The following is a 14,981-nucleotide window of genomic DNA, read 5'->3' on the forward strand; positions in this document are numbered from 1 at the left end:
GTTGCGGGTACTGTTGATCAAGACCTCTTCCCTGGGTGACGTGATTCACGCCTTGCCGGCTGTCACCGATGCCGCGCGGGCGATCCCGGGGATCAAGTTCGACTGGGTGGTGGAAGAGGGTTTCGCCGAAATTCCCACCTGGCACCCGGCTGTGGGCAAGGTGATCCCGGTGGCGATCCGTCGCTGGCGCAAGAATATCTGGCAGACCATCAAGAGCGGCGAGTGGCGGCGCTTCAAGCAGAGCGTGCGCTCGACCAAGTACGACCTGGTGATCGATGCCCAGGGCCTGCTCAAGAGCGCCTGGCTGACCCGCTACGTGCGTGCGCCGGTGGCCGGGTTGGACAAGGACTCGGCCCGCGAACCGCTGGCTTCGCGCTTCTATTCCCGGCGCCTGGCGGTGGCCCGTGGGCAGCATGCCGTGGAGCGGGTGCGCCAGCTGTTCGCCTTGGCCCTGGGTTATGACCTGCCCCAGGGGATGGGCGACTACGGCCTGGATGCCGAAAAGCTGGTGGAACTGCCACGCAAGAATCCTTTCGTGCTGTTCCTGCATGGCACCACCTGGGACACCAAGCATTGGCCCGAGGCTTACTGGCGCGAGCTGGCCGAGCGCATGGGCATGCTCGGGGTCGAGGTCAAGTTGCCCTGGGGCAATGCCGCCGAGAAGGCCCGGGCCGAGCGTATCGCCAGCGGCCTGAAGAACGCCACGGTACTGCCCAGGCTGAACCTGGCCGGCGTGGCCCGGGTGCTGGTCGACGCCCAGGCCTGCGTCGCCGTGGATACCGGGCTGGGGCACCTTGCCGCCGCCCTGGATGTACCCACCATCTCGCTGTTCGGCCCGACCAATCCGGGGCTGACCGGTGCCTATGGCCGGGTGCAGATCCACCTGGGGAGCAACTTCCCCTGCGCCCCGTGCCTGCAGAAGCAGTGCACCTACCAGCCGACTGCCGTGGACCGGCAGCGGTTCGATCTCAAGCGCGAGTGGCCCCTGTGCTTTACCCGCCTCAACCCCGAGCGTGTCGCCAGCCGACTGAGCGCCTTGTTACTGGCTGAGGAGCCACGCTGATGCAATTGGCTTTTGTCCTTTATAAGTATTTTCCCTTTGGCGGCCTGCAGCGCGATTTCATGCGCATTGCCCTGGAGTGCCAGCGGCGCGGCCACCAGATTCGCGTCTACACCCTGATCTGGGAAGGTGACGTACCCCCTGGCTTCGAAGTGCTGGTGGCGCCGGTCAAGGCGCTGTTCAACCATCACCGCAACGAAAAACTCAGTGCCTGGATGGCGGCCGACCTGGCCAAGCGCCCGGTGGACCGGCTGGTGGGCTTCAACAAGATGCCCGGGCTGGATGTCTACTACGCGGCCGATGGCTGCTTCGAGGACAAGGCGCAGAACCTGCGGCACTCCCTGTACCGGCGCTGGGGTCGCTACCGGCATTTCGCCGAGTATGAGCGGGCGGTGTTCGCCAAGGATGCCAAGACCGAGATCCTGATGATCTCCGAAGTCCAGCAGCCGCTGTTCATCAAGCATTACGACACCCCGCTGTCGCGTTTCCACCTGCTGCCACCCGGGATTGCCCAGGACCGTCGGGCACCGGCCAACGCGGCCGAGATCCGTGCCGGGTTTCGCCGCGAGTTCGACCTCAAGGACGACGACCTGCTGCTGGTGCAGATCGGTTCCGGGTTCAAGACCAAGGGCGTGGATCGCAGCCTCAAGGCCCTGGCGGCCTTGCCTGCGGCGCTGAAGAAACGCACACGGCTATTTGTAATCGGCCAGGACGACCCCAAGGTATTCCAGGTGCAGAGCGCCGCCCTGGGGTTGAGTGACCAGGTGCAGTTCATGAAAGGGCGCAGCGATATCCCGCGTTTCCTGTTGGGCGCCGACCTGCTGATCCACCCGGCCTACAACGAAAATACCGGGACCGTGCTGCTGGAGGCCCTGGTAGCCGGCCTGCCGGTGCTGGTCAGCGCGGTTTGTGGTTATGCCCACTACATCGCCGAGGCCGAAAGCGGCCTGGTGCTGGATGAACCGCTGGAGCAGGCACAGCTCAACCAATACCTCACCACCATGTTGACCGACGATGCTGCACGCGCGACCTGGAGCCGAAACGGCCTGGCGTTCGCCGAGACGGCCGACCTCTACAGCATGCCGCAGCACGCTGCGGATGTGATTCTGGCGGAGCAAGACCGATGAAGTTGATGCTTGCCGAGCCCTTCAAGAGCCTCTGGGCTGGACGCGATGCGTTCACCGCCGTCGAGGAGCTCAAGGGCCAGGTCTATCGCGAGCTGGAGGCGCGCCGTACCTTGCGTACGGAAGTCGCCGGCCGTGGGTATTTCGTGAAGATCCACCGGGGGATCGGCTGGGGCGAGATCGCCAAGAACCTGGTGACCGCCAAGCTGCCGGTGCTGGGCGCCGGTCAGGAATGGCTGGCCCTGGAACGCCTGCACCAGGCCGGCGTGCCCACCATGACCGCCGTGGCCTATGGCGAGCGCGGTGCCAACCCGGCGAACCAGCATTCGTTCATCGTCACCGAGGAGCTGGCGCCGACCATCAGCCTCGAGGACTTCAGTGTCGATTGGGTCAAGCAGCCGCCGGCGCCTGCGCTCAAGCGGGCGCTGATCGCCGAGGTGGCGCGCATGACCGGTACCATGCATCGCGCCGGGGTCAACCATCGCGACTGCTACATCTGCCACTTCCTGCTGCACACCGACCGGCCGATCACTCCGGGGACATTGAAGTTGTCGCTGATCGACCTGCACCGGGCCCAGACCCGCGCGAAGATCACCCAGCGCTGGCGTAACAAGGACCTGGCGGCCCTGTACTTCTCGGCCCTGGATATCGGCCTGACGCGCCGCGACAAGCTGCGCTTCCTCACGGGTTACTTCCAGCAACCGCTGCGGCGGATCCTTGCCGAGGAAGCGCCGCTGCTGGCCTGGCTCGAGGGCAAGGCCGAAAAACTCTACGCACGCAAGCAAAGGTACGGAGATGCGCTCTGATGGCTAGCTGGAACCTGGACCCTGCCTACCAGGCATTGGCACAAGATTTCGGCAGCCTGGAGGCGGTGTTCACCCTCGAGGGCGAACATCTGACCCGCGACCCGCTGTCCGATGTCGTGCGTGTCCAGCGTGATGGGGTCAACTATTACGTCAAGCGCTATACCGGTGCCGGCAAGAACCTGCGGCGCTACCTGGGCAAGCCCCGGGTCAAGTTCGAATGGCAGAACCTCAAGCGTTTCGCCAAGTGGGGCATTCCCACTGCCGAAGTGGTGGCATGGGGCCTGGAGCGACGCTGCCTGGCCTATTCCAGGGGCGCGATGATCACCCGCGAGCTGCCGCGCACCGAAGACTTGTCGGTGCTGGCCGAGCGCAACGATCCCAAGCTCAAGGACCGGCGCTGGGTCGACGGGATCAGCCGCCAGCTGGCCGCCTATACCCGGATCATGCATGACCATCGCTTCACCCATAACGATTTGAAATGGCGCAACCTGCTGGTCGATGACCAGGACCGCCTGTACCTGATCGACTGTCCGAACGGCGATTTCTGGCGTGGGTTCTGGCTCAAGTACCGGATCACCAAGGACCTGGCCTGCCTGGACAAGGTGGCCAAGTACCATCTTTCCGCCACCCAGCGCTTGCGCTTCTACCTGCAGTATCGCCAGCGCGATCGCTTGAGTGCCTCCGACAAGGAGCGCATTCGCCACGTGGTGAGATTTTTCGAGGGACGTGAATGACTGATTTCCTGGCGTCCGAGGAGCGTGCGCTGCTGGAGCGCAACGGCCTTGGCACTTTCGACCAGCTGTGGGCCAGGCAACTGGATGCGGTGGACGAACCCAATACCGGCCGTGGCGGCCATAGCAGCGTCTATCGCCTGGACGTGGAGGGGCGTGGGTTCTACCTCAAGCGGCAAACCAACTACCTGACCCGGACCCTGCGCCATCCGTTCGGCGAGCCGAGCTTCTCCCGCGAGTTTCGCAATATCCGGCGCTACCAGGAGCTGGGTATCCCGGCCTTGCAGGCGGTGTTCTTCGGCATGCGCAAGGTCGCCGGCGAGACCCGGGCGATCCTCATGACCCGGGCCCTGGATGGTTGGGACGACCTGGATGCACTGCTGGCGCAATGGGCGCAGATGCCCGAGTCCCAGCGCCAGGCCGTGCTCGAGGCCTGTGGTCAATTGGCCCGGCAGCTGCACGGCCTGCGCCAGGTACATGGCTGCTTCTACCCCAAGCATATTTTCCTGCGCCCGGAAGGCGCGGGTTACCAGGCGCAACTGATCGACCTGGAGAAAACCCGGCCATTGCTGTTCGGCCAGCGCGATCGGGTCAAGGACCTCGAGCCCTTGTTGCGCCGCGCTTCGGTGTGGAGTGTCGAGGATGTGCGCTGCCTGTTGGCGGCCTACCTCGACCAGCCCCTGGACAGCTCCCTGCTGGACGCCTGGGTCGCCCGGCTCAGTGCCCGCAGCAGCCACAAGGAATCTCGCTGATGCGTTTGTCCGAGCTGAAGCACGCAGGGCGCAATCCGGCCCTGCCCCTGAGCCTGGAGTTGGCGGACGCCGCCGGTGCGGCGCAGTTGCAGTTGTTGAGCCTGCTGCGCGTGCTGCCGGGGCAGCGTTATGTCGGTGCCGGGGTCTGGCGTGGGCGCATGGTGCTGGCCAAGTTGCTGGTCGGTCCCAAGGCGGCACGGCATTTCCAGCGGGAGCTGCAAGGTGTGCGCCTGCTGGCGGAGCAGGGGCTGACCACGCCATTGCTGCTGGCCGATGGCTTGCAGGAAGGCGAGGGCGGCTGGCTGCTCTTCGAGTTCCTGGAGGGTGCCCAGAGTCTGGGCGACGCCTGGAGCCAGGTGCAGGCCTTGCCAGTGCTGGCCGATGAGCAGGTCGAGGTGCTGGCTGAGGCGTTGGGGGCGATTGCCCGGTTGCATGCCAAGGGCCTGTGGCAGGAAGACCTGCACCTGGACAACCTGTTGCGCCACGGTGGCCAGTTGCACTTGATCGATGGTGCGGGCATCTGCGTCGAAGAGGCGGGCAAGCCCCTGTCGCGGCAGAAAGTCCTGGAGAATCTCGGGGTGTTCTTCGCCCAGTTGCCCAAGAACCTCGAGCCCTTCACCGAGGAATTGCTGGTGCATTACCTGCTGGCCAATGCCGAGCATGCGCTGCCCCTGGAGGCATTGCAGAAGCAGGTGGACAAGGTGCGAGGCTGGCGCCTGCGAGATTTCCTGAGCAAGGTCGGCCGCGAGTGCACGCTGTTCAGCGTACATCGCGGCCCCTTCGCCCTGAGGGCGATCCGGCGCGAGGAAGAGGCGGCGATGCTGCCGGTGCTGGAACAGGCCGACGCCCTGCTGGACCAGGGGCATCTGTACAAGACCGGTGGCGCGGCCAGTGTCGGGCGGATCGAGTCCGCGGGGCGCACCCTGGTGCTCAAGCGCTACAACATCAAGGGTTTCGCCCACTGGCTCAAGCGTTTCTGGCGTCCCAGCCGAGCCTGGCACTCATGGCGCGAAGGTAATCGCCTGGCCTTCCTCGGCATCGCCACGCCCAAGCCCCTGGCCGTGCTGGAGCGGCGCTTCCTCTGGCTGCGCCGGCGGGCCTACCTGGTGACCGAGTACCTGCCGGGGCCGGACATCATCGAGCGCTTCGCGCCGTTCGTCGACAGTGGCGAGGCACCTGAGCCGGAGCTGCGGGCCCTGGACCTGCTCTTCGCCAGTTTGCTCAGGGAGCGCATCAGCCATGGCGATCTGAAGGGCCATAACCTGTTCTGGCAGGAGGATCGCTGGTCCCTGATCGACCTGGATTCCATGCGCCAGCATTCCAGCGTGGGGAGTTTCGCTGCGGCTTATGCCCGTGATCGCGCACGTTTCATGCGCAACTGGCCTGAAAGCAGCAAGTTGTATCAAATGATTGATCAGCGCTTGCCCAAGGCTCCCGACGCATCTGCGGCCTGACCTGCGACCCGTGGTCGCTGCCATCGCCGCCATGAGCCCTGGAGGATCTTCCTGGGTCGTGGCGGCGATGGGGCGGGCGCGCCGCGATGTAGCCTGGCTTGTGGCTTGCCTCTAGAGGCTTGCCCCTGCTTTTACGCTATAATCCCGCCCTTTCGTTGTTTCTCGCCCTCTTGCGAGCACACTTTCTTTTCAAGGCGCTTTGCGCCCGCATGCAGACTAAACGAGGCTAGACCCCTGTGGCATTGACGATTCTTGGCCTGTCCGGCGCCCTTAGCCATGATCCTTCGGCGGCCCTGTACATCGACGGCAAGCTGATTGCCGCTGCTGAAGAAGAGCGTTTCGTGCGCGACAAGCATGCAAAGAACCGCATGCCCTACGAGTCGGCGAAGTTCTGCCTGGAGCAGGCCGGGATCAAGCCTTCCGACGTCGATGTGGTAGCGATTCCATTCGCCCCGATCAGCCTGTTCGGCAAGGCGCGCTGGCACTACGCCAAGCGCTACTGGTATGCCCCGGACCGTGCCCTGGACGCGATCCTGATGGGCAACCGTCGCTACAAGCGCTATCGCAAGAAGATCGTCTGGTGCCTGGAGCAACTGGGCTTCGATCCGAAGAAGATCAAGATCGAGCCGGTCGAGCACCACCTGGCCCACGCTTCCAGCGCCTACCACTGTTCCGGCTTCAAGGAGAAGACCGCGATCCTCGGGATCGACGGCAAGGGCGAGTACGCCACCACCTTCTTCGGTTATGGCGAGAACGGCAAGATCCACAAGATCAAGGAATTCTACGATCCGGATTCCCTGGGCGGCCTGTACGGCGCGATCACCGAGTTCCTCGGCTTCGAGATGCTCGACGGCGAGTTCAAGGTCATGGGCATGGCGCCTTACGGCGATGCCAGCAAATACGACTTCTCGCGCCTGGCCAGCTTTGAAAACGGCGAGCTGGTGATCAACACCGACTACGCCAACGTCATCGGCCTGCGTCGCTATAAAGAGAAGGGCAAGGGTTTCTACTTCTCGCCGAAGCTGATCGAGTGGCTGGGTCCCAAGCGCGAAGGCGATATCGCCGACGAGCCATACATCCACTACGCCGCCAGCATGCAGGCACTGTTCGAGAAGCTGGCCCTGCAGATGATCGACCATTACCTGGGCGACACCCTGAAGGAAACCGGCAAGCTGGCCTTCGCCGGCGGCTGTGCGCTGAACGTCAAGCTGAACCAGAAGATCATCGCCCGTGCGGACGTGAAGGAACTGTTCGTCCAGCCGGCCTCCGGCGACGCCGGTACCGCAGTGGGTGCCGCGGCCTATGTGTCCCACGCCCGTGGCGTACCGGTGGAGAAGATGGAGCACGTCTACCTCGGCCCGGCGTACTCCAACGAAGACGTGATCGCCGCCTGTGCCCGGCACCCGAACCAGCCGGCCTGGCGCCAGATCGACAACACCCCCGAGCGCATCGCCAAGATCATGGTCGATGGCAACCCGGTGGCCTGGTTCCAGGGCCGCATGGAGTTCGGCCCGCGCGCCCTGGGCGGCCGTTCGATCATCGGTTGCCCAAGCGCCTCGGGCGTGGCCGACCGGATCAACGAGCAGATCAAGTTCCGCGAGCGCTGGAGGCCTTTCTGCCCGTCGATGCTCGACACTGTCGCTCCGCAAATGATCAAGGTCGACCATCCGGCACCGTTCATGACCTTCACCTTCGAAGTGGCGCAGGAGTGGAAGACCCGGGTACCGGAAGTAGTCCACGAGGACGGCACATCCCGGGCCCAGGTGCTCAAGCGCGAATACAACCCGCGCTACTACGACATGATGAAGGCCCTGGAAGTCCTGACTGGCAACGGTGTGTCGCTGAACACTTCGCTGAACCGCCGTGGCGAACCGATGATCTGCTCGCCGACCGATGCCTTGAACATGTTCTACGGGTCCGACCTGCAGTACCTGATCATGGAAGACATCCTGGTGGTCAAAGACGGCGTGGATCCTTATGACACGGTCGGCTGAACGCCATGTGCTGCAGTTCTGCCACGGCTATGACGGGCCGTTCCTGGACTGCGCGCGGCAATATGCCAACCTGTTCGCGGGCAGCGGCTATCGGGTGACCACGGTCTTTCTGACCGGGGTCGCCGATGTCGAAGTCGCCGCGGGTTGCGCGTCCGACGAAGTGCTGTTCATGGAGTACAGCTCCAAGGCCATTCGTGGCCTGAAGCTGGGTGCCATCCGTGACCTGCGCAAGATCGCCGCATCGCGCAACTTCAGCTTCTGCATCGCCCATCGCTTCAAGCCGATCTACATCGCCCTGCTGGGCACACGCCTGCCGGTGATCGGTGTCCACCATGCGTTCAGCGACTACAAGCGCGGCAGCCGCAAGCTGTTCGCCGGGCTGTTCGGCAAGCGCCTGAGCCTGCTCGGGGTCTCCGACGCGGTGCGCGACGATATGCGTGCCTGCCTGCCCAAGTGGCCGGCGCAGCGGATCCAGACCCTGTACAACCGGATCGACCTGGAGGCCTTGCAGGCCAGCCAGCTGAACCGGGCCGCAGCCCGTGCCGAGCTGGGCCTGCCCGCCGATGCGTGGATCGTCGGCAACGTCGGGCGCCTGCATCCGGACAAGGACCAGGCCACCCTGTTGCGTGGTTTCGCCGCGGCAGCGGCGCAGCTACCCCAGGGCAGCCAGTTGGCGATCCTGGGTACCGGCCGCCTGGACAAGGACCTCAAGTCCCTGGCTCGCGAGCTGGGGATCGCCGATCGCGTGCTGTTCCTCGGCCAGGTTCCAGAGGCCCGGCGCTATTTCCGGGCGTTCGATGTATTCGCCCTGAGCTCCGACCACGAGCCTTTCGGCATGGTCCTGCTGGAGGCCATGGCCGCCGGCGTACCCTTGCTGGCCACCGCGTGCGGCGGGGCCAAGGAAGTGGTCGAGGGTGTGGGCATCCTGTTTCCCCTGGGGGATGTCGAACATCTGGCCCAGGGCCTGCAGCACCTGGCGGCGATGGACGAACACCAGCGCCGGGTCTGCGCCGAGTTGATGCTCGATCGCTTGCGCGAGCGTTTCTCCGATCGGGCCGTACGCGACGTATTCTGGCGCTTGCCACAAGTCACCGAACTGACCGCGAGGGGCTGATGCTCAATCGATTCCAAGGCTGGCGCGAACGCGGCTGGTCAGTCATTGACGCATCGACCTATGCCCAGGCCTGGCATCGTTTTGGTGGCAGCGTGGCAACCCATCCACTGGTGGTCGAGCAACTGGCGGACCTGGCGCAGATTCCCGTGCGTTACCTGGCCTGGGAGCGCAACGGCCAGCTACAGGCGGCCATCGCTACCTGGGGCCGGGACCTGGCACTGTCCAAGGATGTGCTCAAGCGCGCGGGCAAGAAAGGACTGTTCGATATCGGCAATGCCGAGCTGATCTTGCCGGCAGCGGCGCACGCCCAGGCTCCGTTGCGTCATCGTGGCCGCTACCTTTCGGCCCTCAACGAGGGGCGTTTCGCCGGCCAGCGGCCCCAGGCCGAGCAGTTGGCCATGGCTCGCACCCCGGAAGAACTGTCGAAGAAGTTCCGCTACAACCAGCGCCGTGAACTGCGCCTGCTGGAGGAGGCGGGCGGCGTGGTGCGTCCGGTGAGCGAGTTCAGCAGCCCTGAACTGGCGGCTATCTACTGCGATCTGTTCCAGCGGCGCTGGGGATTCGCCGCCACCGGTGCCGAACGCATGGCCGAGGTGCTGGAGCGTCTGCGCGAGCTGCTGATTGGCTCGGTGATCTTCCTCAACGATGCCCCGATTGCCGTGCAGCTGATCTACCGGGTCGAGGCGCCGGAGTGGATCAGCGTCGAGTATGTGAACGGTGGCGTCGACCCCGAAACCCGGGAGTTCAGTCCAGGCAGCGTGTTGAGTTTCCTCAATACCCAGGGCGCCTGGGAACAGGCTCGGGCGCTGGACAAGCCGCTACGGTTTTCCTTCGGTCGTGCCGACCGTGAATACAAGGATCGTTGGTGCAATCCTGTGCCGGTTTTCCAGGTGTGAGTCAGCCCATGAGCCGCAAGCAGCAACTGCTCAAGCGCCACCGGCGCAATAAACGAATCGCCTTGCTGCTCGGCCTGGTGCTGTTGCTGCTGGCTGGCGTCCTGGTGGCCTGGTGGTTGCCGTTGTTGCTGGCGGTGGCTGCCTGGCTGGCCCACGAGGCCTGGTTCGCCGACCACCTGTTCTATTCACCCAAGGATGACTACGACTACCAACTGAACGCCGATGAGCAGCTTTCACTGCAGCTTGTCGAGGGTAATTTGAGCCTGCCTGGCCCCTTGGCGCTGGGTGACAACGACACCTTGATCCTCAAGGTGCGCATCAAGTCCTCCTGGTTGGGGAGATTGTTCGATCCTGGAGTGCGGATACTTGGCGGGATGGCGGACTGCCAGGACTTCGAGCGCGGTGTGCAGGGAGTTCGCTACCTGAACCTGACTGGCCAGCAAGTTGCCCTGAACGAATCAAGGTTGGCGCTCGAGGGGCGTTTCTGTCGATTGGATCCCGGGGTCGAGTTGTTCATCCTGCGTCACCCCGACTATCTGGCCAAGCGAGTATTGGTGGTCGCTCCCCATGCCGATGATGCCGAGTTGGCGGCGTTCGGCCTGTACAGCCAGGCGGCGCAGAGTTGGATCGTGACCCTGACCGCCGGCGAGATAGAAGCTGAACATTACCGGCAGATGGGGCTCGATGGTGTCGAAGCGGCGCGCTTGAAGGGCTCGCTGCGGGCCTGGGACAGCATCAGCGTGCCTTTATGGGCGGGTGTCCCGCAGGAACGCTGCGTGCAGTTGGGGTATTTCTGCCTGCAGTTGGCGGCGATGCAAGCTGCGCCCGAGCAGCCGGTCGGTTCGCGAGAGGCCGATATGCTCGATACCCGTCCTTTCCGGCGCTTCAATCAATTGGGCCTGGCCAGTGATGCCAATGGGATTCCCTCCTGGCAGAACCTAGTGCAGGACTTGGTGGAACTGATCGAGCATATCCAGCCCCAGGTCATCGTTGTGCCCCATCCCCATTTCGACCCGCATCCGGATCATGTCTGTGCGCAACAGGCGGTGCTGGAGGCCCTGGGCAAGACCGGCAGCCAGCCCGAGTCCCTGCTTTATTATGCCAATCACCTGCATGACAACGATCGCTGGCCCATGGGGCAGGCCGGTAGTGGCGTGGCCTTGCCACCACAGCTGGCGGCACAGTCACCGTTGCGACCATGGGCGTTGACCGTTCTCCCGCAAAGGCAGTGGCACAAGGCCATGTCTTTGGGCATGATGCACGACCTGCAGCCGCCGCCTCCCTTCAAGCGCAAGATCCGACGCCTCATTCAGCGTTGTCTGGCTGGCCGGCATTGGCCCGCCTTTGGTGAAAACGAGTTTTTCCGCAAGGCAGTGCGTCAGCACGAGCTGTTCTGGGTCGACGAGAATCCAAGCAAAAGAGAGGAAGTGTGAGAGTTCTGTTTCTGGTTCAGAAAGAACAGCGGGCGATTCTTGATCGACTCTACGATGGCATCGCTGAGCGATGCGAATGCGATATGCGCATGCTGAGCAGTGCCGAGCAGGACAATCTGCGTAAGTACTTCCGCAAGCACGTGGACGTTGAGCGTTACGACCGGATCGTCTTCTTCCTGCGCTTCAAGAAGGAAATCAGACAGGTTAGGTTCATACAGACCCTGCCTAACCTGGTTATCCTCGAGCACGACGCGTACCAGAACTACATCCCTTGCAAGTACACCGGCAAGTTTAGTGCGCACTACCGCAAGTTGCCTTGGGCGCGGGTCATCAGCTCGGGATACATGGTCAGTCAGCGTCTGTGTGAAGAAGGTTTCGATGCGCATTTCGTGCCCAAGGGCTACGACCAGGCGTTGCTGCAGGACCGAGCCCGTGAGCGGGATATCGAACTAGGTTTTGTCGGCAGTTTGAACAGCGTGGCGTATTCCGGTCGCAAAGAAATGCTTGAGTCGATCGCTGAAGTCGAGAATCTGCTTGTCACCCGGACCAAGTCGGGTGAGGAGTATTGCGAAACCTTGAATCGAATTCGCTACTTCGTCAGTGCCGATGTCGGCATGGGCGAATACATGATCAAGAACTTCGAGGCCATGGCTTGTGGCTGCGTACTGTTCGCCTTTGACCAGGGGAACGAAGAGAACCAGGCCTTGGGTTTTATCGATATGCAGAACATTGTACTGTATCGCGATCGCGAGGAACTGAGGCTGAAACTCCAGCAATTGCGCGCTTCGCCGGAGCTCAGCCAGTCTATCGCTCAGGCGGGACAAGCCCTGGTGGAGCAGCGTTACAGCTTCCGTTCGGTCGGCCATGCAGTGGTCGAATGCATGCGTGCGCCGCTTCGTGAGCGTGCGCCGCTGAGCTGGACAGAAAGATTGCGTGTGGCATTGGGCTTCTAAGAGCCTTGTGACAACTTCCCGCTAATGACTTGGTGCTATTAAATGCTGTTTAGCGAAACTAGCGATATATCGGTGGTGGTGACCAGTTGTGGTCGCTTCGACCTGTTGAAGCGAACTTTGGAATCATTCGATCGTTTCAACACCGCGCCGATCCGCCGGGTGTTTATCACTGAAGACTCTGGTGATAAAGAGGTAGAGAACTGCATTCCGGAGCATTGGCGGGCGCACACCCAGTTTTTTGTCAATGTTCCGCGTTTGGGCCAGTTGCGCTCCATCGACCTGGCGTATGAGCACGTGCAGACTTCCTGGATCTTCCACTGCGAGGATGACTGGGACTTCTATCGTGAAGGTTTTATCGAAGAGTCCCAGGTCCTGCTGGAAAACGATCCCCAGGCGCTACAAGTCTGGCTGCGCAGCTTTCATCATGACCTGGCTGTACACAGTCCCTACATTTTCCTCAACGAGCGCAAGGTCGTCGATGGAATTCCTTTCTATTTGCTGGGTTCGCACAAGGCCGACTGGCAGGGTTTTTCACTGAATCCGGGCCTGCGACGCAAGGCAGATTACCTGCTGCACGCACCTTACTCGGCGTTTTCGGGAGAGAAGGATCTGTCGCGAATCTACGCCCGTGACAATCGTCATGGCTTGATTCTGGAAAATGACGCAGTGCTGCACACAGGGTTTGGCGAGCACGTTGAACTTCCCAAGGAGCGGGTGGACAAGCAGCGCCGCAAGCGTCGTGACCGAATCAAGTTGGCGGCGGTTTTTATTCTTGGTCTCGCATTGGGTTGGTTGATACATGGAATTTGATCGTATGAAACTGGGGAAAACAGCGCTCTACTTCAGCACGCTGTTATGCGTGTTCTTGTTGAGCTACATAGTGGGTGGTTCTTCAAAGTGGACCAACAATATCTTCTACGCCTTCATTGCCTTGCCGGGATTGGTGTTCCTGCTCAAGGGTGATGGTCGTAAGTTGCTCAGGGAGCCTTTGGCCTGGGGGTGGCTGGTCTTCATCCTGTGGTTCTTCGTGCCGGGAATCATCGCCGGAAAGGCTCAGTTCTATAAGCACATCGTCTACACCCTGTTGTTCATGTTTGCGGTCGCAGCCCTGACTGCGCCGACATTCTTCCGCAGTCCGCAGTTCATTCGCGCCCAGTTCTGGATCCTCTGCCTGTATATCTATGCCAGTGCGGTTTATAGCTGGAGTACGGGAGAATTCGCTTTTGGTAGCCGGGTCGGTCTGTTGCCGGCCCGCCTGCAGAATGTGATCTACGCCAGCATCTGGCTGTTCTGTGCGCTGGCGCTGGCCTTGCCTTGGTGGGTGCGGTCTAAGCGCTGGGTTGAGGCGGGGGCGGCGATCCTGTTGTCGGTGGTGGCCGTGACCTTTGTCCTGCAGACCCGTACGGCGTTGGTTGGTGCGGCATTCCTCTTCGGCCTGTGGGTTCTGTATGGGCTTTACCACAAGCCCAAGGCCATGGGAGCTGCGGTTGTCCTCGGATCGGCGGTTCTTGCCGCGGTCATTTGGGGCATCCACGACGAGGCGTGGTTCCAGTCCTTGTGGACGCGCGGTGATTCCTACCGGAGCGAGTTGTTCCATGTGATGGTCGGTGAGTGGCAGAACTGCGGCTGGACGCTGGGTTGCGGTGTGGGTTTCCACTCTAGCCAGTTGCTCGCTGGCTGGATGCCGATCCAGCATCCACACAACATCTTTGTCGCTCTGGGGCTGTACACCGGTGCGCCGGCGCTGCTGATCTTCATTGCCCTGATGGTGGCTTCGCTTGTCTATGCCTGGCGCCTGCGTGATGCCTGGGGCATGTACCTGGCCTGTGCGCTGGTGATGCTCAACTTCGATGGCAGTCTGTTGATCGGCAATCCGGATGAGCTGTGGCCACTGGTACTGCTGCCAGCAGCCATGATCCTTGGCCGGGTGTTGCAGGCCCGGCAAGCCCAGGGCCTGTAAGGCTGTTCCCCCAAGCGCCGCGCACTACGCCTGCTGCAAGACCGTGATCAGGTCTTGTCTCGAGCAGGTGTTCTGCGCGGCGCTGTAGCGTTCGAGAAAGGTCGCGCCCTGGTTCTTCAGCAACCACTGGCGATCTTCTGCGTAGCGCAGCATGTGTTTGAAGTTGCGCAGCCGCAGGTTCTTGCGTAACGGCCGGCGACGCACTTGCAGGTCGGCAATGTCGATCAGACCCAACTGTTTTTCCGGTGTCAGGACGATGTTGCCCAGGTGAGCCGAGCGGAAGTAGATGCCGCTTTCGTGCAGCCTAGCCATGAAGGCGCCCAACTGGGCTCGCAGTGTTTCGCCCTGCTCTTCATCCTCCAGCAACTGACGTAGGGTCTGCCCCGGCAAGGGGCTGTAGTGCACCGCGTCGCGCTCGATGCTGGCAATGCGGTAGACCTGGCGCACCTTGGGGCAAGGGATGTGCCGTTCGTCCAGGGCCTTGCAGTTGTCGGCGAAGCGTCGGGCGTAGGGATACCAGGCTGCGGAGGTCAGCAGGCGCTTGCGCCGAAAGAGCTTGAAGATCGAGCCGTCTGTCAGACGCAATACCTTGTCGCCATGGCCATCGGCCTCGAGGACTTCGGCGCCCTCGCGCAGGGTGAGGTAGCGGGCAGGGTCGAGGGCTTGCATCAATACTCCAGGGTCAACGCCGGCGGGCATGGATA

The 14,981-nt window shown here is 62.4% G+C and carries 14 protein-coding genes; 13 read left to right on the plus strand and 1 reads right to left on the minus strand.

Going from position 1 to position 14,981, the window contains the following annotated elements:
- Position 1 precedes the first annotated feature (1 nt).
- The 13 genes from waaC (at position 2) to AC3WK8_RS20205 (ending at position 14,277) form a co-directional block, all read left to right on the plus strand.
- Positions 2-1,063 carry a lipopolysaccharide heptosyltransferase I gene (waaC, locus tag AC3WK8_RS20145; RefSeq protein WP_103325736.1) on the plus strand — a complete coding sequence of 354 codons (1,062 nt, stop codon included), beginning with the start codon at positions 2-4 and terminating at the stop codon, positions 1,061-1,063.
- Positions 1,063-2,187, plus strand: a complete 1,125-nt coding sequence (locus AC3WK8_RS20150; RefSeq protein WP_103325735.1) for a glycosyltransferase family 4 protein — start codon at positions 1,063-1,065, stop codon at positions 2,185-2,187. Before waaC ends, AC3WK8_RS20150 begins: the two co-directional genes overlap by 1 nt.
- Positions 2,184-2,990: a lipopolysaccharide core heptose(I) kinase RfaP gene (gene rfaP, locus AC3WK8_RS20155; RefSeq protein ID WP_022641021.1), complete on the plus strand. Its 807-nt coding sequence runs from the start codon at positions 2,184-2,186 to the stop codon at positions 2,988-2,990. The genes AC3WK8_RS20150 and rfaP overlap by 4 nt, the downstream gene beginning before the upstream one ends.
- The gene (locus AC3WK8_RS20160; RefSeq protein WP_085595565.1) at positions 2,990-3,724 is read left to right on the plus strand and encodes a lipopolysaccharide kinase InaA family protein; all 735 of its coding nucleotides are present in this window, start codon (positions 2,990-2,992) and stop codon (positions 3,722-3,724) included. Before rfaP ends, AC3WK8_RS20160 begins: the two co-directional genes overlap by 1 nt.
- Positions 3,721-4,473, plus strand: coding sequence for a lipopolysaccharide kinase InaA family protein (locus tag AC3WK8_RS20165; protein WP_085595563.1), 753 nt, complete (start codon positions 3,721-3,723; stop codon positions 4,471-4,473). Before AC3WK8_RS20160 ends, AC3WK8_RS20165 begins: the two co-directional genes overlap by 4 nt.
- Complete coding sequence (locus tag AC3WK8_RS20170) at positions 4,473-5,927, plus strand: lipopolysaccharide kinase InaA family protein (RefSeq protein ID WP_103325734.1); 1,455 nt, start codon at positions 4,473-4,475, stop codon at positions 5,925-5,927. The genes AC3WK8_RS20165 and AC3WK8_RS20170 overlap by 1 nt, the downstream gene beginning before the upstream one ends.
- 236 nt (positions 5,928-6,163) lie before the next feature.
- Positions 6,164-7,921, plus strand: a complete 1,758-nt coding sequence (locus AC3WK8_RS20175; protein WP_085595559.1) for a carbamoyltransferase family protein — start codon at positions 6,164-6,166, stop codon at positions 7,919-7,921.
- Positions 7,905-9,035, plus strand: a complete 1,131-nt coding sequence (locus AC3WK8_RS20180; protein WP_103325733.1) for a glycosyltransferase — start codon at positions 7,905-7,907, stop codon at positions 9,033-9,035. The genes AC3WK8_RS20175 and AC3WK8_RS20180 overlap by 17 nt, the downstream gene beginning before the upstream one ends.
- The gene (locus tag AC3WK8_RS20185) at positions 9,035-9,931 is read left to right on the plus strand and encodes an antimicrobial resistance protein Mig-14 (protein WP_103325732.1); all 897 of its coding nucleotides are present in this window, start codon (positions 9,035-9,037) and stop codon (positions 9,929-9,931) included. Before AC3WK8_RS20180 ends, AC3WK8_RS20185 begins: the two co-directional genes overlap by 1 nt.
- An 8-nt stretch (positions 9,932-9,939) precedes the next feature.
- Positions 9,940-11,364: a PIG-L deacetylase family protein gene (locus tag AC3WK8_RS20190; RefSeq protein WP_103325731.1), complete on the plus strand. Its 1,425-nt coding sequence runs from the start codon at positions 9,940-9,942 to the stop codon at positions 11,362-11,364.
- A complete protein-coding gene (locus AC3WK8_RS20195; RefSeq protein WP_085595551.1) occupies positions 11,361-12,317 on the plus strand; it encodes a glycosyltransferase family protein in 957 nt (318 codons plus the stop codon). The genes AC3WK8_RS20190 and AC3WK8_RS20195 overlap by 4 nt, the downstream gene beginning before the upstream one ends.
- Before the next feature lie 42 nt (positions 12,318-12,359).
- Positions 12,360-13,127, plus strand: a complete 768-nt coding sequence (locus tag AC3WK8_RS20200) for a glycosyltransferase family 2 protein (RefSeq protein ID WP_085595549.1) — start codon at positions 12,360-12,362, stop codon at positions 13,125-13,127.
- A complete protein-coding gene (locus AC3WK8_RS20205; RefSeq protein WP_085595546.1) occupies positions 13,117-14,277 on the plus strand; it encodes an O-antigen ligase family protein in 1,161 nt (386 codons plus the stop codon). The genes AC3WK8_RS20200 and AC3WK8_RS20205 overlap by 11 nt, the downstream gene beginning before the upstream one ends.
- A 24-nt stretch (positions 14,278-14,301) precedes the next feature.
- Here the strand turns inward: AC3WK8_RS20205 and AC3WK8_RS20210 are convergent, their stop codons facing one another.
- A complete protein-coding gene (locus tag AC3WK8_RS20210; RefSeq protein ID WP_103325730.1) occupies positions 14,302-14,946 on the minus strand; it encodes a phosphotransferase in 645 nt (214 codons plus the stop codon).
- Between the last annotated feature and the right edge of the window lie 35 nt (positions 14,947-14,981).

This window comes from Pseudomonas sp. FW507-12TSA, from assembly GCF_058781435.1.

Excerpts from the sequence above, each read along its gene's own strand:
- AC3WK8_RS20150 (WP_103325735.1), top strand. The coding sequence starts at position 1,063 with ATGCAATTGGCTTTTGTCCTTTATAAGTATTTTCCCTTTGGCGGCCTG.
- rfaP (WP_022641021.1), top strand. The coding sequence starts at position 2,184 with ATGAAGTTGATGCTTGCCGAGCCCTTCAAGAGCCTCTGGGCTGGACGC.
- AC3WK8_RS20160 (WP_085595565.1), top strand. The coding sequence starts at position 2,990 with ATGGCTAGCTGGAACCTGGACCCTGCCTACCAGGCATTGGCACAAGAT.
- AC3WK8_RS20165 (WP_085595563.1), top strand. The coding sequence starts at position 3,721 with ATGACTGATTTCCTGGCGTCCGAGGAGCGTGCGCTGCTGGAGCGCAAC.
- AC3WK8_RS20170 (WP_103325734.1), top strand. The coding sequence starts at position 4,473 with ATGCGTTTGTCCGAGCTGAAGCACGCAGGGCGCAATCCGGCCCTGCCC.
- AC3WK8_RS20180 (WP_103325733.1), top strand. The coding sequence starts at position 7,905 with ATGACACGGTCGGCTGAACGCCATGTGCTGCAGTTCTGCCACGGCTAT.
- AC3WK8_RS20185 (WP_103325732.1), top strand. The coding sequence starts at position 9,035 with ATGCTCAATCGATTCCAAGGCTGGCGCGAACGCGGCTGGTCAGTCATT.
- AC3WK8_RS20190 (WP_103325731.1), top strand. The coding sequence starts at position 9,940 with ATGAGCCGCAAGCAGCAACTGCTCAAGCGCCACCGGCGCAATAAACGA.
- AC3WK8_RS20200 (WP_085595549.1), top strand. The coding sequence starts at position 12,360 with ATGCTGTTTAGCGAAACTAGCGATATATCGGTGGTGGTGACCAGTTGT.
- AC3WK8_RS20205 (WP_085595546.1), top strand. The coding sequence starts at position 13,117 with ATGGAATTTGATCGTATGAAACTGGGGAAAACAGCGCTCTACTTCAGC.
- AC3WK8_RS20210 (WP_103325730.1), bottom strand. The coding sequence starts at position 14,946 with ATGCAAGCCCTCGACCCTGCCCGCTACCTCACCCTGCGCGAGGGCGCC.